This window comes from uncultured Psychromonas sp., from assembly GCF_947489755.1.
GTDB lineage: Bacteria > Pseudomonadota > Gammaproteobacteria > Enterobacterales > Psychromonadaceae > Psychromonas.
In genome coordinates, this window is the sequence record NZ_CANLFB010000017.1 from 15642 (window position 1) to 40523 (window position 24882).

Annotated in this window: 20 protein-coding genes; 14 read left to right on the forward strand and 6 right to left on the reverse strand. The window is 38.4% G+C overall.

Features of this window, described 5'->3' with window-relative positions:
• Position 1: 1 nt before the first annotated feature.
• The 5 genes from Q0794_RS10875 to tldD all read left to right on the forward strand — a co-directional run bounded on the left by Q0794_RS10875 (position 2) and on the right by tldD (position 8639).
• Positions 2-568, forward strand: a complete 567-nt coding sequence (locus Q0794_RS10875) for a Maf family protein (RefSeq protein ID WP_298941800.1) — start codon at positions 2-4, stop codon at positions 566-568.
• Position 569: 1 nt separating this feature from the next.
• Complete coding sequence (rng, locus tag Q0794_RS10880; RefSeq protein WP_298941802.1) at positions 570-2042, forward strand: ribonuclease G; 1473 nt, start codon at positions 570-572, stop codon at positions 2040-2042.
• Positions 2043-2327: 285 nt separating this feature from the next.
• On the forward strand, positions 2328-6293 hold the full coding sequence (locus Q0794_RS10885; protein ID WP_298941804.1) for a YhdP family protein: 3966 nt from the start codon (positions 2328-2330) through the stop codon (positions 6291-6293).
• Positions 6283-7179: a carbon-nitrogen hydrolase family protein gene (locus Q0794_RS10890; RefSeq protein WP_298941806.1), complete on the forward strand. Its 897-nt coding sequence runs from the start codon at positions 6283-6285 to the stop codon at positions 7177-7179. The genes Q0794_RS10885 and Q0794_RS10890 overlap by 11 nt, the downstream gene beginning before the upstream one ends.
• Positions 7180-7193: 14 nt before the next feature.
• The gene (gene tldD, locus Q0794_RS10895) at positions 7194-8639 is read left to right on the forward strand and encodes a metalloprotease TldD (protein WP_298941808.1); all 1446 of its coding nucleotides are present in this window, start codon (positions 7194-7196) and stop codon (positions 8637-8639) included.
• Between the two features lie 107 nt (positions 8640-8746).
• Here the strand turns inward: tldD and yjgA are convergent, their stop codons facing one another.
• Positions 8747-9256, reverse strand: a complete 510-nt coding sequence (yjgA, locus tag Q0794_RS10900; RefSeq protein WP_298941810.1) for a ribosome biogenesis factor YjgA — start codon at positions 9254-9256, stop codon at positions 8747-8749.
• Positions 9257-9381: 125 nt separating this feature from the next.
• On the opposite strand from yjgA, the gene pmbA reads away from it, so the two are divergent.
• Positions 9382-10707 carry a metalloprotease PmbA gene (gene pmbA, locus Q0794_RS10905; RefSeq protein ID WP_298941812.1) on the forward strand — a complete coding sequence of 442 codons (1326 nt, stop codon included), beginning with the start codon at positions 9382-9384 and terminating at the stop codon, positions 10705-10707.
• A 150-nt stretch (positions 10708-10857) separates the two neighbouring features.
• On the opposite strand, the gene Q0794_RS10910 is transcribed toward pmbA, so the two are convergent.
• Genes Q0794_RS10910 through rsfS form a run of 5 tightly spaced genes read right to left on the reverse strand, consistent with a single transcriptional unit; the run spans position 10858 to position 15484 of the window.
• Complete coding sequence (locus tag Q0794_RS10910; RefSeq protein ID WP_298941814.1) at positions 10858-11688, reverse strand: septal ring lytic transglycosylase RlpA family protein; 831 nt, start codon at positions 11686-11688, stop codon at positions 10858-10860.
• 4 nt (positions 11689-11692) lie between these two features.
• Positions 11693-12796, reverse strand: coding sequence for a rod shape-determining protein RodA (gene rodA, locus Q0794_RS10915; protein WP_298941816.1), 1104 nt, complete (start codon positions 12794-12796; stop codon positions 11693-11695).
• Positions 12797-12798: 2 nt separating this feature from the next.
• The gene (gene mrdA / locus Q0794_RS10920) at positions 12799-14685 is read right to left on the reverse strand and encodes a penicillin-binding protein 2 (protein WP_298941818.1); all 1887 of its coding nucleotides are present in this window, start codon (positions 14683-14685) and stop codon (positions 12799-12801) included.
• A 2-nt stretch (positions 14686-14687) separates the two neighbouring features.
• Positions 14688-15158, reverse strand: a complete 471-nt coding sequence (rlmH, locus tag Q0794_RS10925; RefSeq protein WP_160061008.1) for a 23S rRNA (pseudouridine(1915)-N(3))-methyltransferase RlmH — start codon at positions 15156-15158, stop codon at positions 14688-14690.
• Positions 15158-15484 (reverse strand): ribosome silencing factor, encoded by a 327-nt coding sequence (gene rsfS, locus Q0794_RS10930; protein WP_137297296.1) that lies wholly within the window; start codon positions 15482-15484, stop codon positions 15158-15160. Before rsfS ends, rlmH begins: the two co-directional genes overlap by 1 nt.
• A gap of 299 nt (positions 15485-15783) precedes the next feature.
• Here rsfS and mraZ point away from each other — a divergent pair, with 299 nt between their 5' ends.
• From mraZ to murD, 8 genes are read left to right on the forward strand one after another with little or no spacing between them, the layout of a single operon-like run.
• Complete coding sequence (mraZ, locus tag Q0794_RS10935; RefSeq protein WP_298941823.1) at positions 15784-16245, forward strand: division/cell wall cluster transcriptional repressor MraZ; 462 nt, start codon at positions 15784-15786, stop codon at positions 16243-16245.
• Positions 16245-17192, forward strand: a complete 948-nt coding sequence (gene rsmH, locus Q0794_RS10940; RefSeq protein WP_298941825.1) for a 16S rRNA (cytosine(1402)-N(4))-methyltransferase RsmH — start codon at positions 16245-16247, stop codon at positions 17190-17192. Before mraZ ends, rsmH begins: the two co-directional genes overlap by 1 nt.
• Complete coding sequence (ftsL, locus tag Q0794_RS10945; protein ID WP_298941827.1) at positions 17193-17507, forward strand: cell division protein FtsL; 315 nt, start codon at positions 17193-17195, stop codon at positions 17505-17507.
• Positions 17504-19333, forward strand: a complete 1830-nt coding sequence (locus Q0794_RS10950) for a penicillin-binding transpeptidase domain-containing protein (RefSeq protein WP_298941829.1) — start codon at positions 17504-17506, stop codon at positions 19331-19333. Before ftsL ends, Q0794_RS10950 begins: the two co-directional genes overlap by 4 nt.
• Positions 19333-20919: a UDP-N-acetylmuramoyl-L-alanyl-D-glutamate--2,6-diaminopimelate ligase gene (gene murE / locus Q0794_RS10955; RefSeq protein WP_298941831.1), complete on the forward strand. Its 1587-nt coding sequence runs from the start codon at positions 19333-19335 to the stop codon at positions 20917-20919. The genes Q0794_RS10950 and murE overlap by 1 nt, the downstream gene beginning before the upstream one ends.
• Positions 20916-22421 carry a Mur ligase family protein gene (locus Q0794_RS10960; protein ID WP_298941833.1) on the forward strand — a complete coding sequence of 502 codons (1506 nt, stop codon included), beginning with the start codon at positions 20916-20918 and terminating at the stop codon, positions 22419-22421. Before murE ends, Q0794_RS10960 begins: the two co-directional genes overlap by 4 nt.
• Positions 22422-22469: 48 nt before the next feature.
• On the forward strand, positions 22470-23552 hold the full coding sequence (gene mraY, locus Q0794_RS10965; RefSeq protein WP_298941835.1) for a phospho-N-acetylmuramoyl-pentapeptide-transferase: 1083 nt from the start codon (positions 22470-22472) through the stop codon (positions 23550-23552).
• Between the two features lies 1 nt (position 23553).
• Entirely contained in the window at positions 23554-24882 is a 1329-nt protein-coding gene (murD, locus tag Q0794_RS10970; RefSeq protein WP_298941836.1) for a UDP-N-acetylmuramoyl-L-alanine--D-glutamate ligase, read from the forward strand.

Consider the following 24882-nt stretch of genomic DNA (forward strand, 5'->3'; position numbering starts at 1 on the left):
TGTGGCTCAATTCTTTTTAGCTTCAAATTCACCACGCAGAGGTGAGTTGTTATCGCAAATTAATGTTCAGTTTGAGCGAATTAGTGCGCCTATCGACGAAACGAAACAAGCCTCTGAAACCAGTGAAATGTATGTACAGCGTTTAGCATTAGAGAAAGCCTTAGCAGGGTTAACTAAAAATAATCAACAAGGTTTAGTGTTAGGTGCGGATACGATTGTGGTGTGTGATGGTGTTGTGATGGAAAAACCATTAGATAAACAACATGCACAACAAATGATGACATTGTTATCGGGTAATACACATCAGGTATTGACGGCCGTTGCATTGGTGACTGAACAGAAACAAGTCGTAAAATTAGTGGTTACAGCGGTCACGTTCAAAACCTTAACTGAACAAGAAATTTCGGACTATTGGGAAACGGGTGAACCACAGGATAAAGCCGGTGGTTATGGTATCCAAGGGATTGCAGGTCAATTTGTCACCCATATTTCAGGTAGTTATAGTGCAGTAGTAGGGCTTCCTCTCTATGAAACAGCGCAACTTATTAAATGCTTTAGAGAGGCTTAACATGTCCGTTGAATTATTAATGAATATCACCCCCACTGAAACACGTGTTGCTTTAATCGAGGGAGGTGTTTTACAAGAGTTACATATTGAACGTCAAGTTAGTAAAGGGATTGCTGGTAATATTTATAAAGGTAAAGTCACTCGTGTTTTACCCGGTATGCAAGCTGCTTTTATTGATATCGGTTTAGAAAAAGCGGCATTCTTACATGCCTCTGATATCGACTTGCACGCAGAGTGTTTCACTGGGCCAGATAAAGATAAATTTAAAGTGGCAGATATTTCTACTTTAGTGAGACCTGGTCAGAATATTATAGTGCAAGTGGTTAAAGATCCATTAGGCACTAAAGGCGCCCGTTTAACGACAGATATTACGCTACCTTCTCGTTACCTTGTTTTTATGCCCGATACAAAACATGTCGGCGTGTCACAACGTATTGAAAGTGCCGAAGAAAGAGAACGATTGAAAGGCATCACTGAATCTTGTGTTGATGAACTTGGCGGTTTTATTATTCGTACTGCGGCTGAAGGTGCGCCAGAAGTTGAGTTAAGAAATGATGCGGCTTTTTTACAACGTGTTTGGCGTAAAGTGATCACCCGTAAACAACGCACTCAATCCAAAAATAAAATGTTATATCAAGATCTGAGTTTGGCATTTCGTATTTTACGAGATTTTGTTGGGACAGAGATTGATCGCGTCCGTATTGATTCAAAACTTAGCTTTAAAGAACTGTCTAACTTCAGTACTGAGTTTATCCCTGAGTTAGAAGGTAAAGTTGAATATTACGACGGCGAAAGTCCTATCTTTGATTTGTTTGATGTTGAAAATGAAGTACAACGTGCTTTAAATCGTAAAGTTGAATTGAAGTCAGGCGGTTATTTAATTATCGACCAAACGGAAGCGATGACCACGGTTGATATTAATACGGGTGCGTTTGTTGGGCATCGTAATCTTGAAGAGACTATTTTTAATACTAATGTAGAAGCAACATTAGCGATTGCTCGACAATTGCGTTTACGTAACTTAGGCGGCATTATTATTCTCGACTTTATCGATATGAAATCAGTAGATCATCGTCGTCGTGTGTTTAATAGTTTAGAGCAAGCGTTGGCTAAAGATCGTGTTAAAACGCATATTAATGACTTTTCACCGCTTGGTTTAATCGAAATGACCCGTAAGCGTACTCATGAAAGTCTTGAACATATTTTTTGTGGTGAGTGTACTACGTGTAATGGCCGCGGTTACGTTAAAACCGTTGAAACCGTGTGTTATGAAATTCTACGTGAAATATTACGTGTTGACCGAGCTTACTCTGCAGAACGCTTCGCTGTTTATGCGTCTGTATCGGTTGCTGAAGCGCTGAAAGGCGATGAGTCTTATAACTTAGGCGAGTTGATAGTGTTCATGCAAAAACGTGTTGAAATTCATCCTGAGCCTTTGTACGGCCCTGAGCAGTTTGATGTCGTCATGATGTAGCTATGATGTAGTTGTGATTTGGCTGTGATGTGATGATTATTTCGCTATGATACAGCTATCTTAAGTGATGAGTTAGTTGTGGTGCCGTTAGTATGCGGTTAACTATAGCGACGATGTAAAAAGGTGAGCGAGTAAGTTGATTGTATTTATATAAAAGCGTATTAATATTAGTACCTTTTAGGTAATTGAAAATAAATATAAATGACTTAGCGATATTGTTAAAGGGCGGTTAATGGGTTTTCGTTTTTGAAATATTTTACTTTAGGGTGTTTAAAGTGTTTATTGATGTTAACAGTCGTTACATTGATTCTTATTGCTGTCATATTGACCGCTGCTCGTTTTGCAATCAATAGTGTCGACGATTACAAAGAAAAAGTGGTTGAGTGGGTTGCGACTGAGCATGATATTAATGTAAATGCTGATAAAGTCTCTGCTGGGATTGATTTTTCAGGATTAGTGTTAACATTACAAAACGTTAAGTTTACTGAAACAGAATCGTTACCCTTCGAATTAAAAATAGATAATTTATTTCTGCATTTTGATTTTTTAGAAAGCCTTCGTAAACAACAGATTACGTTTAATGATATCTCACTTAAAGGTGCTGATTTACTGCTTAAATCCTCTTTAGATACTGGAGATATTGAACAATTAGAACTCTCTGACACAGATACTGAGTCACAATCTCAAAGCACGCTTGATGCGCTTAAAAACATTTTTCTTCTCCGTTTAAGTTCTTTTTCAATTACTGGCAGTCGCATTCACTTCACCGATCACCTTTACCATAAAAAAACGGTTTTAATACAAGAATTAAGTTGGATTAATGATGATGAGCATCATCAAGGTGTTGGTAAAGCATCATTACCTAATACGCTAGATGATAACAGTTTAGAGTTTATCATCGATATAAAAGGCGATGCAGAAGGCGCAAATGATCAACTAATTGGTAGTGTTTATGCTGATGCCGATAATCTAAATGTCGCTGAATATCTCAGGCCGCAAATTAATCCTTTAGCGGATTTAAAAAAAGCAACAATGTCATTTAAGCTATGGGGTGAGTTTGATTTCAATGGCCCTAAAAACATGCAATTAGAGTGGGGGAATTCTGAGATTGCATGGTCAATGCTAAATCAAACTCATGATTGGCAAATAAACCATGGTTCATTTCAGTTTACCTATCAAAATAATTATTGTTTATTTGATAGTTATGATCTGAATATTACTCATAATTTCATTCCTTTTAGCGATGTGGAAATATCTGCTGAAGGCACATTAGGTGAATTTGGTGGTGTTGATTTAAACGGGATTGATGTTAGTTCTGTTCTGCCTTTTGGATTGTTATTTTCATCACTTTCTGAAGCTGACATTAACCAAATATCGGCGTTAGAAATTGGTGGGAAATTAAATAAAATAGGGTTAAAGGTTGAGAAGCCAGGCGAATTGACTGTTAATGCGAATATTGATGCGTTTAATAATCAAGCGGTTGGTGTGATACCGGGCGTTAGCGATGCCAATATATCAGTGACATCGAATCAACATAACGGACATGCGAGTATCACATTAGGACCGCAGGATATTTATTTTGATGGGCAATTTAATCGACCTATGCCGCTTCAAGAAGGTGATTTCGAGTTAAGCTGGAACAATAATGAGGCAGGTTTTGAACTCATTAGTGAAAAAAGTTTACTGGTCACAGATGATATTAATAGCTTATCTCAATTTTCATTACTGTTCCCTAATGATGATGCAGTGGACTCCAGTCCTATTCTCAACTTGTATGCTTACACTTCTCTTAATGATGCCAGTAAAGCTCAGCATTACTTCCCGATTCATGCGATGGGTGAAGATGTCTTTGATTATTTACAACCTACCCTTAAAAAAGGCACGGTAACAGGCGCTAAAATCTTATGGAGTGGACGCTTTTCTGATTACCCATTTGAACAAGGTGAAGGGGTTTTTCAAGCCTTTGTACCCGTTAAAAATGCGGAGTATGATTTTTATGAAGGTTGGCAGGGGTTAAGTGACTTAGACCTTAATTTATTATTTGAAAATGATGCATTATTCATGAGAAGTAATAAAGCTAAACTCGGTGATATCAAGGTCGATAAGTTAAGTGCCAAAATTGATCATTTATCTTCTGAAGGCCTATTAAAAGTAAAGGTCGAACTCGAAGAAAAATCTCAGTCAATTATAAAATACCTTATTGCATCCCCATTAAAAGACAGTGTTGGTAAGGCTGTACAACCTATCCATATTACAGATAGTTTAAAAGGTAGTTTAACTATCGCTATTCCTTTGGCTGAAGATAACGATGAAACACAAGTGTCAGGTAAGTTTAACCTTAATAACAATAATATAGACTTTGAACTTGGTAGTGATTCTTCATTGCCATTAAAGAATGTGAAAGGGGTATTTAGTTTTATTAATGGTGATTTACAAGCAGATGATTTAACGGCAACCTTGTTTGGTCAACCTGTTCAGTTTTCTTTCTTTAGTAAAGAGTCCCCTGATAAATATGAGCTTAAAGCTAATTTATCTGGTCAGTGGGATGTGGCTAAATTAAGTCGCAATCAACAATTATTATTACCGTTAAAATTAAGTGGTAATTTAGATTGGCAAGGGCAAATTAATTTTACTAAAGGCCTCTCTGAAGATTATCAATTTGGTATGCATTTAACGTCGCAATTACAAGGTGTTAAAATAAATCTTCCTGCGCCTTATAATAAGAATGCTCTGCAAGCTTGGCCTACTACCATCAACCTTAATGGTAATCAAAGTAGAATGCGTTGGGATGCGCTCATCACCGACAAGTTAAAATCTGCTGGGGAGTTAGCTTATCCAAAACAACACACTTCACTTAACTATTTGTACCTAGGGTTAGGCAAAGATACTGGTGTTGCCATTGATAAAACCAAACAAGTTGTTCGTATTAATCAAGATAAAGTTAATTTAACGCCTTGGGCTAATATATTAAATGACTACTTATCTGAGCAAGCTGCAGCCTCTACAAAAGCATCTAAAAAGGGAACGACTAATGATTTATTGGACCTTGATGCATTCTATTTGAATATAAAGCATGCAGAACTATTCGAACAACCATTGACTAACCTGAGTTCAGATATAACCAAAATAGATAATAAGCTGAATGTTAATATTAAAGCGGATGATTTATTAGCTAACCTTGAATATCGACAAGGTATTCCTGATCGTTATGATATTAGTATTAAAAAAATGAACTTTCAGTTATTAGATTTGGATGCGTTACAGACTGTATTTTTTAATGAAGAAAGTGATACGTTAGCTGAGTACAGTGATAATTTACGTGAAGACTACCCTGAAGTGTTTTTAGAATGTTTATCATGTGCCTATAAAAAAATGGATTTATCGCCATTAAAAGCACACGTATTTCCTAGCCAATCTCATTTTACGATTGATTATTTGCAACTAGGTGAAGAGGGCGAAGCCACCAATATTTCAGGCATTTGGGATCAACGCCGTACTAACATTATTGTGGATAGCAGTGCGAGTAGCGAAACAAGTATTATTTATCGATTGGGTTACGATAGCCCAATGAATTATCAAGAGGCCGAATTAAACGGTGCATTTAATTGGATTGGCGCACCATGGCAATTTAATTTAGATTCTTTAAACGGTGATCTTTCATTAAATGTAGAGAATGGCCAAATCACAGAAGTCGATGATAAAGGGGCACGCCTATTAAGCTTTTTAAGTCTTGATGGTATTCGCCGCAGTTTGAATTTAGAGTTTGGTAATGTTTTTTCTAAAGGGCTTGGATTTGATAAAATGTCGCTTTCTGCGAATATTACCAATGGTATTGTAAAAAATGATGATTATTTCCTCGATGGATCTGCAGGTAAGGTTTCTGGAGGTGGTTTGATTGATTTACCCAACTTGAATGTTAACTATCGTTTTAGTTATAGCCCTGCGGTAACGTCTAGTTTACCCGTGCTGGCAGCTTTTGCGATCAGCCCGTTAACCGGTGCTGCGGTGTTAATGTTAACTAAAATACTCGAGCCTGTAGTGGACACGATTATACGAGTGGACTTTTCGGTAAAAGGGGCGCTGAGCGACCCAGACATTAAAATTGAAGATAGATTAAAAGGCACAGTCAAACTGCAAAACAGTGAAGTGCTAGAAGAAATTGAAGATCAACAAGTAAAAGAAAAGCCATTACAAGATAGCCTATCAAATGAAGAAGCAACGGATCATGAGGAGCTAGAAGATGAGTTCTAATACAAAGAGCACTGACACAAATAGCATCAGTATATGTACATTAACTGCCATTCAAATTATTAGTAATGACAATGTTGACGATAATTTCTTGCAAATAGAAACGCAACTTAACGCTTTACCAGCAATCGCAGCGGGCACTAAGCATATTGTGTTATTACCTGAAAATGCACTTTGTTTTGCGAATAGAGAGCATTACTTAAACGTTGCTGAACGCTTAGGTGATGGACCGAATCAAACACGTTTAAGCAAACTCGCTAAACAACACCGTTGTATTTTAATTTGTGGTAGTTTCCCGATTCAAAGTGAGCAAGCAGATAAAATATACACAACTAGCTTAGTTTATTCAGAGAATGGTAAGCTACTTGAGTCGTATCATAAAATTCATTTGTTTGATGCTGATGTTGCCGATACACAAGGTGCCTACAAAGAGTCAGATACATTCATTGCTGGACAAGAAGTCAAACTCGTTGATTGTGGTTTTGCTAAAATTGGTTTAGCTATTTGTTATGATTTACGCTTTCCTGGTTTATTTCAACAACTCGCTGAATGTGGTGCTGATATCATATTATTACCGGCTGCTTTTACTAAAGTGACGGGGCAAGCACACTGGCAAGCTTTGCTACAAGCGCGCGCTATTGAAAATCAGTGCTATTTTATTGCAGCAAACCAAGGTGGCGAACACTTTGTTGATCACGACACTTTTAGCGTACGTGAAACCTACGGTCACTCGATGGTTATTAATGCGTGGGGAGAAGTGCTTAGCCAGTTAACAACAGGTAATGGCTTTGCACAAGCAGACTTCGACAAAACAGCTTTAAATAGTATTAGAAAAAAAATGCCTGTAAAACAACATAATCAATTTAATAGCACTCAAAAATTTAAATAAAATAAGGATCTTTAATGTCTTTTCAACAAGTTGTAGACAATTTTTTAGCCCCAGCAGATATGCAAATCAGTGATTTAGAATCACAGCTTAGCCAAATTTCTGGAGCACAAATTGACTACGCAGATTTTTATTTTCAAGCGAGTCGCCATGAATCTTGGTTATTAGAAGATGGTATCGTGAAAGAAGGCAGTTACAACATAGAAAAAGGCATTGGTATTCGTGCTGTCTCTGGTGAGAAAACAGGGTTTGCCTATTCAGATCATATTTCTAAAAAAGCCATATCAGAAGCGGCTAATGCAGCTAAAAGTATTGCTAACGCTGGCCAAGAGAAAACCATTAAATTGGTAATGCCAACGCCACAACCTATTTATTATGGCACCTCTGATCCTTTACAAAGTATGAGTCGTGATAAAAAAATCGAATTATTAAAACAAGTTGATACGTTTGTTCGCGCATTAGAGCCTTCGGTCAGTGAAGTGACGGTATCATTAAACGCGGTTTATGAAGAAATTCTTGTAGCAGCAACTGACGGCACATTAGCATCAGATATCCGTCCTCTTATCCGTTTTGGTTGTTCTGTACTGATTGAAAAAAATGGTAAGCGAGAACGCGGCAGTTCAGGTGGCGGTGGTCGTTTTGATTTAGATTACTTTACCGATACGCAGGAAGGTGAGTTAAAAGCTTTTTCCTATGCGCGTCAAGCGGTACGCCAAGCATTAGTGAATATTGATGCTATTGCAGCGCCAGCGGGAGCAATGCCTGTTATTGTTGGCGCAGGATGGCCGGGTGTATTATTGCATGAAGCAGTAGGGCACGGTTTAGAAGGTGACTTTAACCGTAAAGGCTCTTCAGCATTTTCTGGAAAAATAGGTCAACAAGTTGCTTCTAAGCATTGCACCATTATTGATGATGGTAGTATTGCCGACCGCCGTGGTTCGGTAAATATCGATGATGAAGGAACGAAGGGACAACGTAACGTTTTAATTGAAAACGGTATTTTAAAAGGCTATATGCAAGATAAACTCAATGCACGTCTAATGGGCGTTGACCCAACAGGCAATGGGCGCCGTGAGTCTTATGCTGACTTACCCATGCCACGTATGACTAATACCTTTATGTTGAATGGTGAGTATGAACATGAAGAGCTAATCGAAAGTGTTAAAAAGGGTATTTACGCGCCTAACTTTGGTGGTGGGCAAGTCGATATTACGTCAGGTAAGTTTGTGTTTTCAGCGTCAGAAGCTTATTTAATTGAAGATGGTAAAATTACCGCACCTATTAAAGGCGCAACTTTAATTGGTAACGGATTTGATGCAATGCAAAAAATCTCTATGGTCGCGAATAACATGTGCTTAGATGCCGGTGTTGGTGTGTGTGGTAAAGAAGGGCAAAGCTTACCCGTCGGAGTGGGTCAACCTTCATTGAAAATTGATCAGTTAACCGTTGGCGGCACTAACTAAATTCAAACTTTGTAATGTTAAAGACATAGAAAATGAATACAAAAAAAGCCAGATTAGTTTAACTAACCTGGCTTTTTTGTTTGCGGTGTAGATTATCTATTAACGACTTATAAACAATTCGTTTTTAAGTAAACAAATAATTCTTTTGCTGTTTTAGCTGGTTTTTCTAATTTCTTTTCTTTATTTGCTTGGCGTATTAATTGGCGAAGCTTTTGGCGCTCTAGTTGTGGATACATTTCTAACGTATCATTCACTTTAGGATCACCTAGTTCAATGAGTTGCTCAGTTAATAATTCTAAATGTGCGATCGCATGAGTACGTTTACGATTGTTGTCATTTAAAATATCCAGCTTAGCTGTAATCTTTTCCATATCTTCAGTACGTAATACTTTACCAATATATTGATACTGTCTACGTAGTGCTTCATGTTTAGTGGCAATTTTATGTGCAACCTTGATACCTTCCATCAGCGTATCACTGGCAGGGATTTGGGCTAATTGCTTTGCATTTAAGGCCACTAACTGGCGGCCAATCTCTTTTAAAGCTTCAGCTTCACGTTTAATTTGCGACTTACTAATCTCTTCTTCTTCTGAGATTTCTTCAACTTTTTTATTCATAGATTATGGTCTATCACGTTAGGGATTAAATAATTAAGCGCATCATACCATCATCACAAGATGCTTACCTTAATCCATGTTATTATTTCTTATCTTAAATTAATTTTACATTGTGGTGCTTGAACATGATTGAACAGAAACAGATGCTAGAAAATGCCGTTAATACGGCGCTTAATATTGCCAATGATTTAGGGGTTAGCCAAGCTGAAGTTGCATTAGGCAAAAGTGCAGGCATTTCTGTGAATACCCGCTTAGGTGAAGTAGAGAATATAGAGTTCAATCATGATGGTGCAATGGGCATCAGCGTTTATGTCGATCACCGTAAAGGCAGTGCATCAACCGCTGACTTAAGTGAAGAAGCGATTGCCGCGAGTGTGAAAGCGGCAGTGGACATTGCTAAATATACTAGCCAAGACCCTTATGCGGGACTATTAGACAAACGTTACTTAGAAGAAAATCCAATTGATTTAGATTTGTACCATGCCAGTAACAAAAGTACCGAGGATTTATTAGCGTTAGCAAAACAATGTGAGGATATTGCATTAGATTTGGATAAACGTATTGTGAATTCTGATGGTGCGGGCGTGAATAGCCACACCAGTTTACAAGTGTATGGTAATAGCAATGGTTTCTTAGAAAGTTACGGTAGCAGTCGTCATAGTTTAAGTTGTGTATTGATTGCACAAGAAAATGATGAAATGCAACGTGATTATAGCTATACCAGCGCACGAGATATGAATGAACTATTATCGCCACAATGGGTAGCAGAACAAGCGGTAAAACGCACTGTAGAGCGTTTAGGTGCTCGTAAGATCCCAACACAAGAAAGCCCTGTTATTTTCTCTCCTGAAATGGCCAGTGGTTTATTTGGGCATTTAGTGAGTGCTATCAGTGGTGCAAGCTTATATAAAAAATCTTCTTTCTTATTAGACTCTATCGACACACAAATCTTCCCTGATTGGATGTCAATTTCAGAAGATCCACATATCATCAAAGGTATTGCGAGTTCTCCTTTTGATAGTGAGGGCGGACGCACGGTTAAACGTAATATTATTGATAACGGTTTCTTGCATACTTATCTACTAACCGGTTATGCGGCGCGTAAAATGGGATTAGAAAGTACCGGTCACGCTGGCGGCATTCACAATTGGTTTGTGAAAGATGGTGGTTTGGATTTAGCGGGTTTATTAAAAGAGATGGGTACTGGGTTATTTGTCACTGAGTTAATGGGACAAGGCGTTAATATGGTGACGGGCGATTATTCTCGCGGTGCTGCAGGTTTCTGGGTTGAGAACGGCGTTATTGCTTATCCTGTTCATGAAGTCACTATTGCAGGTAACTTAAAAGAGATGTTTATGGATATCAGTGCGATTGGTTGTGATACTGACCCAAGAAGCAGCCTAAAAACTGGCTCTATTTTAATTAAGAAAATGAAAATAGCGGGTGCGTAATATTTTTGATTAAATCATTGCTTAATAGGCGAGTCTAGGAAACCATTTAATAAAAAGCCGCTACTTTAATTTAGTTAAAGTAGCGGCTTTTTTAATGTTTTAGATTCAAATGATAAATGCAGCTTAGTCAATACGCAGCATAGATAAACGTTATTGAGCTTTATGAATGATATAAGCGTTAGAGTAGTCTTGCTGAACAGATTTTAGTAATGCTTCTGTTTTAGACTCACTTGAGAAAGGTCCTACACGTAAATAATAGAGGTTGTTTTTTTGTTCGATAAAGCTATCTACTTTGTATTGTTTAGTTAATTTTTCTGATAGTAACCCTGCTTTTTCGGCACTTGATGTGACTAAGTATTGAATGCTAAAAGTACCATTAAGATTTTCTTGTTCATTTAATATCGTGACACTTTCATCTTCAGGGAAGTGTAAGAGTTTAATTTCAACTTGGCCTGTGCCTGCTTTAATAATATCGAGCTTGCTCGCTGCTGCATAAGAAAGATCAATGATACGACCTTCATGAAACGGTCCACGATCATTGACTCTTACAATAATTTTCTTTTTATTGGTTAAATTGGTTACTTCTACATAACTTGGCAGAGGTAAGTTTTTATGAGCGGCACTCATCGAAAACATATTATAACGTTCACCATTAGAGGTTAAATGGCCATGGAATTTATTACCGTACCAAGAAGCGCCACCTTTTTCGGTTAGCTCCGTAATATCTCTCCATACTTTGTAATCAACGCCGCGCACGGTGTAATCTTTATTGCCACCACGTGAATAAGGTTCATAACGAGGAGTCACATTTTCAATATGTTCTAATGATGGAATCTCTGTTGGTGCATGATCTTGGTCATATTCATAACGTCCATAATTATCTGTGTAAACTGGTTCTTCACTCTTTTTATTTGTATTGTTGCTACTACAGGCCACTAAAAAAAGGCTGACAAAGCATAGCTGGATTATATTCTTGAGCATAATTCTACCGTTTTATATTAAATCGTTTGTGAGTATGGATAGACATTAAAATACCAAACCCTGCAAGTAAAGTCACAATAGAGGTCCCACCAAAGCTAACAATAGGTAATGGCACACCTACTACAGGTAATAAACCACTTACCATACCAATGTTTACAAAAACATAAACAAAGAAAGTAAGGATAATACTGCCTGCAATTAATTTTGTGAACGCATCTTGTGCTTGGTTAGCAATCCATAGTCCTCGACCAATGAGCAGCAGGTAAATGCTTAATAAGAGTAATACGCCCATAAAGCCAAATTCTTCAGAGAAGACTGAAAATATAAAGTCAGTGTGACGTTCAGGCAAAAACTCAAGTTGAGATTGAGTTCCTTGCATCCAACCTTTACCCCATAAACCACCGGATCCAATCGCTATTTTTGATTGTATAATATGGTAACCCGCACCTAATGGATCAGCTTCAGGGTTAAGCAGTGTTAAAACACGACCTCGCTGATAATCAAGCATCAGGAAATACCATAGAATAGGGATAAACGCTAAAACAGCCGCTAGAGCAAGGCCGATATATAACCAAGAAATACCCGATAAAAATAATACAAAGATACCCGAAGATGCGACTAGAATTGAGGTGCCTAAATCTGGTTGTTTAGCAATTAATAAGGTCGGGATCACAATTAATAATAATGCGATAAACCCTTCTTTAAAGCGCGTGGGTAAAGTGTATTGACTGACATAGTAAGCGACCATCAATGGCATAATGAGCTTCATGATTTCAGAAGGTTGAAACTTGGTAAACCCTAAATCTAACCAGCGTTGTGCACCTTTACCGGTATGACCCATGACTAATACTGCCACCAGTAATAACACACAAATTAAAAAGATAGCTGGCGTCCATCGTTGATACCATTCTGGTGGTATTTGTGCGATAAAAATCATTGCTGTTAATGCGATTGCTAAGCGGGTTACCTGACGATATAACATTTCATATCCGCCAACGGAATATAAAACGGTCAAGCTAATACTCATTAATGCAAGTAACCCTAACAATAAGTAAGGGTCGATATGCAATCGATAAAAAATGCTTTTTTGAGCTTGTGTACTAACCATAATTATAAACCCGGCTCTGGTGTTGAAGCTTCAGATGTCTTTTCTTTAAAGTATTCATCAAATAATGCACGCGCAATAGGGGCCGCATTACTACTACCTCCTCCTGCATTTTCTAATACAACCGTCACGACAATTTCAGGAGATTCAAACGGTGCGAAAGCAATAAACATCGCATTATCTCGATGACGCTCACTTATTTTTTCTGCATCATAGACTTCATCTTCTTTGATGTTAATAACCTGTGCCGTACCAGATTTACCGGCAACAGTATAAGGCGCATCTCCAAAACTACGATAAGCGGTACCTCTGCGCTTACTGGTTACCCCTTGCATTGCTTCTAGTGCAACATCCCAGTAACGGTCGCTATGCAATTTAACGGCTTGTGTTACTTCATATTCAGGCGTAATCGTTTCTTCCGCCGAAATAATAGAATTTAATATATGCGGTTTAATATTTTGACCACGTTTCGCTAACATCGCTGTTGCTTTCGTTAATTGGATAGGCGTGACTGTCCAGTAACCTTGTCCAATACCAATCGAGATCGTATCGCCATCATACCAAGGTTGATTGAATCGAGTCCGCTTCCAATCACGTGATGGCATAATTGCTTTTGTTTCTTCTGCGATATCTAAACCGCTGTATTCACCAAAGCCAAACAAACGCATAAAAGGCTCAATACGGTCAATACCTAGTTTATAAGAGGTATCATAGAAAAACGTATCACAACTTTGTTCGATGGCATGGAATACATCGACTAACCCATGTCCCCAACGTTTCCAATCTCGAAAGCGTCGTTTGGAGTTCGGCACAACCCACCAACCTGGATCGAATATTTTTGTTTCTTCTGTAATCACTTTTTCATCTAATGCTAATAAAGCCATTTGTGGTTTAATCGTAGAAGCGGGCGGATAACGTCCTTGTGTCGCACGGTTAATTAGCGGGCGATCTTTCGACTCTAATAGTTCTTTATATTTTTTACTGCTGATCCCCGTTACAAATAAATTCGGATTGTAACTTGGTGCGGATACTAAGCTCAATATAGCGCCATCTCTGGCATCCATTAAAATAATACTACCGCGATTATCACCTAGTAACTCTTGTGCTTTAAGTTGTAGGTTAATATCAATATTAAGTTTGATATCTTTACCTGGGGTCGGTGCCGTGAAGTTCAGTGTCCTGATCACTTTACCCCAACTATCAACTTCTACTTGACGTTGGCCTGGTTGGCCATGAAGAATATCTTCGTAGTACCTTTCGATACCTAACTTACCAATATAATGTGTACCTTGATAACGAGCACGTTCGCCACGTTCTTCAATTTTTTCTAAATCACGACTGTTAATTTTTGCGATATAACCTAATACATGGGTAAACGCGTTACCAAAAGGATAAAAGCGTTTGAGGTTAGCTTGAATAGAAAAACCTCTGTATAGGTGTTGATTAACCGTGAATTTAGCGACTTCTTCTGGGGTTAATTGATCTCTAATAGTGATCGCTTTAAAAGAACGAGAATAACGATTTTTACTTTTGAAATCACTTAACTCATCTTCAGACAGTGAAAGTAAAGAAGCCAAACGTTCAATATCACTCTCTAAGTGTTTAGTTTTATTAGGAATGACTTGTAGGCTATAGACGGGTCTATTTTCAGCGAGAATGACGCCATTACGATCGTAAATTAAACCGCGATTGGGAGGGACGGTTTGTACGCTGATCCGATTCGCATTGGATCTTGTTTTATAGGTATCGAAAGAATTAATTTGTAGGTAATACAAATTAGTAACCAAAATGCCTACTGCAAATAAGATCCCTAGAAAAAAAACAATCGATCTGCGTATAAACAAAGCAGACTCAGCGCTGTGATTACGAATGCTATTGCGTTTTCTCTTCACCTTTATTCTCTGTGGTAGGGATGATTAATAGTGAGCGTAAAAGCACGATATAAACTTTCTGCAACGATGATACGAACCAGAGGGTGCGGTAACGTTAATGCAGAAAGTGACCATCGTTGTTCAGATTGTTGAATACATTCTGGTGCTAGACCTTCAGGGCCGCCGATCAATAGGCTAATATTTCGCCCATCATGCTGCCATTTTGTCATTTCATTGGCTAATTGTTCAGTTGTCCACGATTTACCTGTCACTTCTAGCGTGACAATTTTGTTACCTTTTGGAATCGCTTCTAAGGTTAACTCACCTTCTTTTTTCAAAATACGCTTAATATCTGCGTTTTTTCCACGTTTACCTGCGTTAATTTCTAGTAACTCAAGTTGCATTTCTTTTGGGAAACGCCGTGCATATTCTAGGTAACCTTTTTCAACCCAGTCTGGCATTTTTGTGCCCACTGCAATTAGCTGAATTTTCATTATGCAGTTTCAGTCCATAACTTTTCTAATTGGTAAAATTGACGCGTTTCATCTTGCATAACGTGTGCGACAACCGTACCCATATCAATTAGTACCCACTCGCTACCTTCAAGGCCTTCAACACCTAGAGGCACTTCACCGGCATTTTTTGCTGCTAGTGCAGTTTGTTCAGCAATCGAACGAACGTGACGTTTTGAAGTACCTGTACAGATGATTAAAGTGTCAGTCACATCTGATATTCCAGCTACGTCAATCGTTACGATTTCTTTTGCTTTCATGTCTTCAAGTTGGTTAATGATAAATGCTTTTAATTGTTCGTCTTGCAAGGGAATTTCCTTCCGAGTTTATTGATTAAATTGTTTTAAGCGGCGGAGTATATCACGCAACTTATTAATTGAACCCATTTTGAGATTAATTTCACTTTTTTATTAACCGATAAACCATACAAATAAAATGGCTACCACAGAAAAGTGAGATCTAGATCTCTATTTAAAAAGATCCATTGCTTGCAATAATATTGAACTTTATTAGACTGAGTGGTCAAAAGTGGGTAAAAGTGTCAAATTGTGGATCTTTTTCTTAGAAAGTGGATCATTGACCCACTCATAAATGGAATTGAATAATCATGTTGCGTGGTGCAAATGCAATAAATCTGGATACAAAAGGGCGTATTGCGATACCTACACGGTATCGTGATTGGCTGACTGAAAATTGTCAGGGCCAATTTGTGTGCACGATCGATTTTCAATCTCAGAACTGTTTGTTGCTTTATCCATTACATGAATGGTTACTGATAGAAAATAAATTACGTGGTTTATCGAGTACAAACCCACAAGAAAGACGTATACAGCGACTTATTCTCGGCCATGCCAGTGAATGTGAGCTGGATAAAAATGGACGAACGTTGATTGCACCAACGCTGCGTCAGCATGCAAAGTTAGATAAAAAAATAATGTTAGTGGGTCAATTGAATAAATTTGAAATCTGGGATGAAGACGTGTGGCATCAACAAGTACAACAAGATCTAGAAAGTGACATGTCGTTAGGCATGGAATTAAGTGATTCTCTCAAGGAGTTCTCGTTCTAATGAGTGAGCATGTAACCGTATTATTAGATGAAGCAGTTGATGGCCTAGCGATTAAGCCTGACGGTATTTATGTCGATGGAACATTTGGTCGTGGTGGCCACTCTCGACATATTCTATCAAAACTCGGTCCAAATGGACGATTGATCGCGATTGATCGTGATCCGCGTGCCATCGCGACTGCTGAAGCATTAAAACTAGAAGATAGTCGTTTTGAGATCGTTCACGGCCCTTTTTCTGGTTTAGCTGAATATATTAAAGATCTTGGGTTAGCCGGAAAAATCGATGGTGTTTTATTAGATTTAGGCGTGTCTTCGCCACAACTTGATGAAGCGGAACGTGGTTTTAGCTTCATGCGTGACGGCCCATTAGATATGCGTATGGATCCAACCTCTGGTATCAGCGCTGCTGATTGGTTAGCTAAAGCTGATGTCGATGATATTGGTTGGGCGTTAAAAACCTTCGGTGAAGAAAAATTCGCTTATCGTATTGCTCGCGCGATCGTCGCAGATAGGGTGGAAACGCCATTTACACGCACTTTACAGTTAGCACAGTTGATTGAGCGTTTATGTCCTAAACGTGAAAAGAAAAAGCATCCTGCAACGCGAAGCTTTCAAGGGATTCGAATTTACATTAATAGTGAATTAGAAGAGATCCACAAGGTATTAGACGGTGCGTTAGATATTTTAGCGATTGGCGGTCAATTGTCTGTGATCAGTTTTCACTCTTTGGAAGATCGTATTGTTAAACGATTTATTCGCAAAGAAGAAAAAGGGCCTGAATATCCACCAGGTTTGCCATTAACCGATGCGCAAATGCAAGACGGTAAAAATTTGAAGGCTGTAGGTAAAGCAATTAAACCAACAGCACAAGAAATTGATGTTAACCCTCGTTCTCGTAGCTCAGTTTTACGTGTCGCTGTAAAAATTAGACAGCCTGAGGCTAAGTAAGTGGTTGATTCTAAAAATAACTTGTTACTACTTGTTTTAGCTGATTTACGTCAAAATGCCATTTTAGTGATTTTAGGTATTGTTATACTTATCAGTGCTTTATATAACATTTATGTGACGCATGAAACGCGTGAATTAGTGACTAAAAAAGAATATTTATCACAACAAAAAGACAATTTAATGATCGAATGGAGAAACTTGCTGATCGAAGAGCATACGCTTGATGAGCATAGTCGGATCCGTTCAGTCGCGGGTAATCAGTTATCAATGTCACAACCAACTAAGAAAAATAGTGTATTAGTGGAAATTCGATGAACAGAAAACGGACGTCAACAAAAACCAAGGCGGGTTCACAAACCCGTAAGAAAAAAGTCTACGAAACGTATTCTTCGGGTCGATACATTTTTGTGGCTGCAACGATCTCCCTGATCGCTATTGCTTTAATTTCACGCCTTGCATTTATTCAAGTTCTTGAGCCTGAATACCTCTCTAATGAAGCCGATAAACGAAGTTTACGTGTCACCAGTTCTGTTGCTCATCGTGGTAATATTGAAGACCGCAATGGTGAAGAGTTAGCAATCAGTGTACCGGCTTACGCTATTTGGGTTGATCCTAAAGAAGTTAAAAAACATTTTGCATTCACTAAACAAGAGTTGGCAGATAGTGTTGTTGTTAATCCTAAAACAGGATTAGAGAGATACACTAAAAAATATTTTTATGAGTCTAAGAAATGGCCAGCTTTAGCTGGAGTCTTAGACATTCAAATGGATAAATTAGCGAAGACCATACAAAAACCTAATTCTCGTTTCGCCTATCTAAAACGTCAAGTAAACGACCCCGTTGTACAATACATTAAACAATTAAGACTGTCGGGTATTGCAAGTCAGTTAGAATCGCATCGTTTTTACCCTACAGGCGAAATTAATGCCAATATTCTAGGGTTGACTGACCTCGATGCACAAGGCATTGAAGGAATAGAAAAAAGTTATAACGCTTATTTAGAAGGGCAAACCGGCAAAAGACGTGTTCGTAAAGATCGTTTAGGTAATGTTATTGATAATGTCGAAGTATTGCGTGAGAAAAAGCTAGCGGGTAATTTACAATTAACGATTGATCAACGTATTCAAGCGGTTGCTTATAGTGAATTAAAACGTGCTGTTAAAATCAATAATGCGACTTCTGGGTCTATTGTTGTGATTGATATTCATAATGGTGAAATTTATGCGATGGCCAATTATCCATCGTTTAATCCTAATGATCGTAATCAATATCAAGCTTATAAATTACGTAACCGTGCCATTACGGATACTTTTGAGCCTGGATCTACGGTTAAACCGTTAGTTGTTGCTAGTGCGTTAATGAATAAGAAAACTAATGTCGATGAAGTGATTGATACTTCCCCAGGCTGGATGAATATTGGTGGGCGTCGAGTACGTGATGGCCATAATTACGGGAAAATGGATTTAGCTAAAATATTAAAGAAATCAAGTAACGTTGGGGTAAGTAAACTAGCATTGCGACTAAAACCAGAGCAATTACAACAAACCTTTGCAGATTTTGGTTTTGGTAATGATACTGGTATCGGACTGATCGGAGAAAGTGTAGGTCGTTTACCGATTCGTCACCGTTGGTCTGATTTTGAGTTAGCAACGATGTCTTTCGGTTATGGCATTACAGCAACAACATTACAACTTGCTAAAGCTTATGCGATTTTAGGAAGTGGCGGAATACAATATCCTATTTCCATTATCAAAGGGACTCAGCAGCCTGGCGAACAAGTTATTCCTAAAAATATTGCGCTTGAAGTCGTTGCAATGATGGAAGGGGTGAGTAAACCTGGTGGCACTGCCAAAAAAGCCAAAGTTGAAGGTTACCGTATTGCAGGTAAAACGGGTACTTCTAGAAAAGCGGAAGCAGGCGGTTATGGTGATGACTATGTTGCTGTTTTCGCAGGGATAGCGCCGGCAAGTCGTCCTCGTTTTGCTATTGCAGTTATGATTAATGAACCACAGGGTGACCGTTATTATGCCGGTGATGTTGCTGCACCTGTATTTTCTGAAGTGATGAAAAGTACTTTATTATTAACACATGTTTTACCGGATGGTGGAGATGAAAGCTACACCTACCTGGAGGCTAAGTAATGACCAGTAAAGCACAGCTAACACACGCTAGTTGTATGCTTTCTTGGTTATTAACGCCATTTTTTAAGGGGACCGATGTTGATCCTCTTTTATCTTTAGAACAAATATTTATTACAGGGATGACGTTAGATAGCCGGGTTATTAATACCGGTGACTTATTTGTTGCTGTGCAAGGTGCAATGAGTGACGGTCGCACCTTTATTAATAAAGCGGCTAAAGCAGGGGCTTCTGCCGTGCTTTCTGAAACAAAAGACAAAGCGTTACATGGACAAGTTCATTTTGAACAAACGATCCCCGTTATTGAAGTGTATGAATTAAATAAACACCTTAGTGCAATCGCGATGCGCTTTTATTTTCCTAGCTCAAATATTCATTCTGTCACGGCTATTACTGGCACTAATGGTAAGACGACTATTGCAAGTTTATTAGCCAATAGTTACATGCTGTTAGGTCAGCAAAGTGCGCAGATGGGAACCATAGGAAATGGCTTATATGGCCAGCTTGAAACAAGTTTAAATACGACGTTAGACGCTATCTCAGTATGTCGTGAATTATCACAATACCAATGCCAGGGTGCTCAACATACGGTGATGGAAGTTTCTTCTCATGGTTTAATACAAAACCGAGTGGCTGCTATACCTTTTAAAACTGCTATTTTTACTAATTTAACGCGTGACCACCTTGATTATCACGGCACTATGCAAGCTTATGCCGATGCTAAAAAAATATTATTTGAAGAATTCCCATTACAACATCGTATTATCAATGCCGATGACTCAGTCGGTAAAGCGTGGCTAGCTGAATATTCTGACGCAATTGCCTATGGCTTTAATGTAAAACCTCATTCAGCAACGCAACACTACTTTAGTGTTACTAAGGTTCAGTATTTAGCGCAAGGGTTGGCTTTTGACTTCATCTCTAGCTGGGGCGAGGGTTTCATCGAAACACCATTTTACGGTGACTTTAATATTTCGAATATCGCAGCAGTGAGTTGTGCATTATTAGCTGATGGCTTTTCGATTCAACAAATTCAAACGGTAATCGCTCAATTAACTGTAGTCCCTGGGCGAATGGAGCAATATGTATTTGAACAGCAAAAGCTAACGTTTGTTGTTGATTATGCACACACTCCAGATGCGTTAAAGAATGCATTGCAAGCATTACAAAATCACACACAACAAGGTCGTATCATTGCCGTGTTTGGTTGTGGTGGTGATCGTGATAAAGGTAAGCGCCCTGAAATGGCTAAAGCAGCTGAGAAAGGTGCTGACCAAGTCGTGATTGTTGATGACAATCCACGTAGTGAAAATGCACAAGAAATTGTTGAAGATATTAAAAAAGGATTAACTGATCCTGAACAAGCCTTAGTCATACATGATCGTAAACAAGCTATTTTACATTTATTAGCAACAGCAAATGAAAACGATATTATTTTGGTGGCGGGTAAAGGCCATGAAGATTATCAAATCTTTGGCGATACAAAGGTTCATTATAGCGATCGAGAATGTTTGAGTGAGTTAATCGAATCCTCACAAATAGAAAAATCTGAATTAGAAAATGAAAAAGCACAGGAACAAAAGCGATGATCACACTATCAGTTGAGCAATTATGTAATGCAACGAAAGGTAACCTAAAAGCAGGTTATGCATCGCTATTACAATCTTCTGCTGTCACTTTTAATAATGTCAGCACCGACACTCGTACGATTAAAAGTAATGATTTGTTTATCGCATTAAAAGGTCCATCTTTTGATGCACACCAATTACTGCAAAGCGCACTTGATAAGGGCGCTTCTGTTTTATTAGTCGAAGCGAATAGCACATTAACGATTCCAACTGACAGTCTTGTCGTTGAAGTTGAAGATACGCGTATTGCATTGGGCTTATTAGGTCGTTATATAAAACAGCAGATTACTGGATTAAAATGTGCAGCGATCACTGGCAGTAATGGTAAAACCACGTGTAAAGAATTATTGAGTGCGATATTAACGGCACACAGCGGTAATGCAGATAAAGTATTAGCAACCGCTGGTAACTTTAATAATGATATTGGTTTACCGTTAACGTTACTGAGGTTAGAAGCTCAACATCAATTCGCAGTGCTTGAATTAGGGGCAAACCATATTGGTGAGATTGCTTATACCGCTGCTTTGGCAAAACCTGATGTCGCATTAGTTAATAATGTTATGCCTGCGCATTTAGAAGGATTTGGTTCTTTAGAAGGTGTGGCGACTGCAAAATCTGAAATCTGGTCTAGTTTATCATCTGATGGTGTTGCAGTAGTTAATTTAGATGCGAATTTTGCTGATGATTTCATTGAACAACTGCAGAGTAAACAACAGCCACTTATTACTTTTTCTAGAGAAACAGAGACCAATAAAGCAGTCGAAGCGGATCTCTTTGCGACTGAACTCCACAGTAATGAGTTAGGCCAATCAAGTTTTATATTGAATGTAAAAACATCGGTACTCTTAGCGCATAAACAAGCTCAAAATGAATCGGCTAATTCATTACAAAATATCAACATTCAATTGAACCTTCCAGGTAAGCATAATGTCAGTAATGCATTAGCGGCAAGTGCGATGGCATTGGCATTAGGCTGTTCATTAAATGATATCCAGCAAGGTTTGCAAACATTACAACAAGTCGCAGGGCGCGTTAATTGTGCTGTGATTTCTGAAACACTAACAGTGATTGACGATACTTATAATGCGAACTCTGCATCAGTCAGTGCTGGTATTGATTTATTAGCGCAATACCCATGTGAACGACTATTAATTTGCGGCGATATGGGCGAATTAGGCCATTATGCAGAACAAGAGCACCAAACTATCGGTGAGTATGCACAGCAACACAATATTAATAGATTATTTACCGTTGGAAATTTGAGTCAACAGGCAACAAATGCGTATAATGCGGCCTCTAAAAATGCAGGGGCAGAACACTTCTCAGACAAACAACAACTTAAATCAGCCATTAGTGCTTATTTAAGAAGTCAAAGATCTAAAGTTGTGGTGCTTGTAAAGGGCTCTCGTAGTGCAAAAATGGAAGAGATTGTTGCTTTCATTAAACAAGAGTTCGTTGCGTAAGTCTTCATCATCTGCTGGTCAACAGCTTTATAAAATAGGATTTTAAAAATGGTAGTCTGGTTAGCGGAATTACTTTCAAGTTATTATACGTTTTTCAATGTATTGACATACTTATCCGTGAGAATGGTATTAGCCGTTCTGACTGCATTAGCATTTTCTTTGTGGGCGGGGCCTAAATTAATACGCTTTTTACAAAGTCAGCAAATTGGTCAAATAGTCCGTGATGATGGACCAGAATCACATTTCAGCAAAGCGGGAACGCCAACGATGGGCGGTGTTTTAATTTTAGCTGCTATCGTATTGAGTACTTTATTATGGGCAAGATTAGATAACTTCTATGTCTGGGTTGTCTTATTCACAACCGTTGCTTTTGGTGCGATTGGTTTTATGGATGATTATTTAAAAGTGGTCCGTAAACATCCAGATGGATTGATTGCTCGTTGGAAATACTTTTGGCAATCTTTAACTGCATTAGTTATTGGTGTTGTTTTATATATGACGGCACAAGGCGATGCACAGTTAACGCTTGTTGTACCCTTTTTTAAAGAATACATGCCTTACCTTGGTTTACTATTCATTCCATTGGTTTACTTTACGGTGGTAGGTAGTAGTAACGCAGTTAATTTAACTGATGGTTTGGATGGCTTAGCTATTATGCCAACGGTGATGGTGGCAGCGGCTTTTGCATTGGTTGCTTACTTAACAAGTCACGTTAATTATTCTCATTATTTATTTATTCCTTATATTCCACAAGCGAGTGAGTTAGTGATCATCTGTGGCACTATCGTGGGCGCAGGTTTAGGGTTCTTATGGTTTAACACTTACCCTGCTCAAGTATTTATGGGCGATGTAGGTTCGCTTGCATTGGGTGCTATTTTAGGTGTGATTGCAGTATTGGTTCGTCAAGAATTTTTGTTAGTGATTATGGGCGGTATTTTTGTACTTGAAACCGTGTCTGTTATTTTACAAGTGGGTTCTTATAAAATGCGTAAGCAACGTATTTTCAGAATGGCACCAATTCACCATCATTATGAAAAGAAAGGATGGCCTGAACCGCGTGTTATTGTGCGTTTTTGGATCATTACTATCGTATTAGTATTAATTGGTTTAGTTACATTGAAGGTTCGTTAATATGGCAACTACTAAACGAGTCGCTATTATTGGATTGGGTGTCACAGGGTTATCCTGTGTCACTTTTTTTGGTAAAAAAGGCATTAACGTCACTGTCTTTGATACTCGTTCGGTACCGCCAGGCCAAGATAAGCTTGATGCTCGTACCAAACTGATCATTGGGCCGTTATCTGCTTCATTATTGTGTGAGTTTGATATGCTAGTTGTTAGCCCTGGTATTGCCATTGCAACCCCTGCCATTCACCAAGCAATTGAAGCGGGCGTAGAAGTGATTGGTGATATAGAATTGTTAGCTCGAGAATTAAATACGGCACCATATCAACATGCAAAATTAGTCACTATTACTGGATCAAATGGTAAAAGCACGGTGACTAGCCTATTAGGTGAAATGGCAGCAGATGCTCATGTTAATGCTGGTATGGGGGGAAATATCGGTGTGCCTGCTTTAGATTTATTAAGCCCAGATAAAGCACTCTATATTTTAGAATTATCAAGTTTTCAACTTGAAACGACTGAGTCATTGAATGCTACTATTTCAACTATCTTAAATGTGAGTGAAGACCATCTCGATCGCTATTCAAGCTATCAAGCCTACACCATGGCTAAGCATAAAATATATGCCCAAGCTCAAACTGTCTTAATTAACCGCGATGACCCATTAACGTTTACTGATAAACAACCACAAATCAGTTTTGGTTTTGATCAACAGCAATATGGATTGATTCAACAACAGGGTGAACATTACCTTAGTGTTGATCAACAGCCTTTATTAAAGTGTACTGCACTTAAGTTAAGTGGCAAACATAACTGGATGAATGCGCTCGCTGCCATCGCGTTAGGAAAACAAGTTGATTTACCAATGTCTTCAATGCTTGAAACTTTACAATCTTATTCAGGTTTGAAGCATCGCTGTGAATTTGTCAAAGAAGTTAATGGCGTTCGCTGGATCAATGATTCCAAAGCAACCAATATCGGTGCTACAGAAGCTGCTTTACTAGGACTTTCTGACACCATTTCAGGAAAAGTACATGTGATATTAGGCGGTGATGGTAAAGGGGCAGACTTTGCTGAGTTAGCACCTGCATTAACTGAAATAAAAGGGCAAATAGTGTGCTTTGGTCAAGACGCTAAATTAATTGCTTTACAACATCCTGATGCGATTATTGTTAGTAATTTAGAGCAAGCAGTACAACATATTAGTGAATATACGGCTGCGGGTGATTTAGCTATTTTAACCCCCGCTTGCGCTAGTTTAGATATGTATAAAAACTTTATGGCTCGTGGCGATCATTTTGTGGAATTAGTGAATGCTTTGGTTGGAGAAGTCTAA

What these genes read in the sequence shown, in the direction of transcription:
- rng (WP_298941802.1), top strand. Translation starts at nt 570, where the DNA reads ATGTCCGTTGAATTATTAATGAATATCACCCCCACTGAAACACGTGTT.
- Q0794_RS10885 (WP_298941804.1), top strand. Translation starts at nt 2,328, where the DNA reads ATGTTAACAGTCGTTACATTGATTCTTATTGCTGTCATATTGACCGCT.
- Q0794_RS10890 (WP_298941806.1), top strand. Translation starts at nt 6,283, where the DNA reads ATGAGTTCTAATACAAAGAGCACTGACACAAATAGCATCAGTATATGT.
- tldD (WP_298941808.1), top strand. Translation starts at nt 7,194, where the DNA reads ATGTCTTTTCAACAAGTTGTAGACAATTTTTTAGCCCCAGCAGATATG.
- yjgA (WP_298941810.1), bottom strand. Translation starts at nt 9,256, where the DNA reads ATGAATAAAAAAGTTGAAGAAATCTCAGAAGAAGAAGAGATTAGTAAG.
- pmbA (WP_298941812.1), top strand. Translation starts at nt 9,382, where the DNA reads ATGATTGAACAGAAACAGATGCTAGAAAATGCCGTTAATACGGCGCTT.
- Q0794_RS10910 (WP_298941814.1), bottom strand. Translation starts at nt 11,688, where the DNA reads ATGCTCAAGAATATAATCCAGCTATGCTTTGTCAGCCTTTTTTTAGTG.
- rodA (WP_298941816.1), bottom strand. Translation starts at nt 12,796, where the DNA reads ATGGTTAGTACACAAGCTCAAAAAAGCATTTTTTATCGATTGCATATC.
- rlmH (WP_160061008.1), bottom strand. Translation starts at nt 15,158, where the DNA reads ATGAAAATTCAGCTAATTGCAGTGGGCACAAAAATGCCAGACTGGGTT.
- mraZ (WP_298941823.1), top strand. Translation starts at nt 15,784, where the DNA reads ATGTTGCGTGGTGCAAATGCAATAAATCTGGATACAAAAGGGCGTATT.
- rsmH (WP_298941825.1), top strand. Translation starts at nt 16,245, where the DNA reads ATGAGTGAGCATGTAACCGTATTATTAGATGAAGCAGTTGATGGCCTA.
- Q0794_RS10950 (WP_298941829.1), top strand. Translation starts at nt 17,504, where the DNA reads ATGAACAGAAAACGGACGTCAACAAAAACCAAGGCGGGTTCACAAACC.
- murE (WP_298941831.1), top strand. Translation starts at nt 19,333, where the DNA reads ATGACCAGTAAAGCACAGCTAACACACGCTAGTTGTATGCTTTCTTGG.
- Q0794_RS10960 (WP_298941833.1), top strand. Translation starts at nt 20,916, where the DNA reads ATGATCACACTATCAGTTGAGCAATTATGTAATGCAACGAAAGGTAAC.
- mraY (WP_298941835.1), top strand. Translation starts at nt 22,470, where the DNA reads ATGGTAGTCTGGTTAGCGGAATTACTTTCAAGTTATTATACGTTTTTC.
- murD (WP_298941836.1), top strand. Translation starts at nt 23,554, where the DNA reads ATGGCAACTACTAAACGAGTCGCTATTATTGGATTGGGTGTCACAGGG.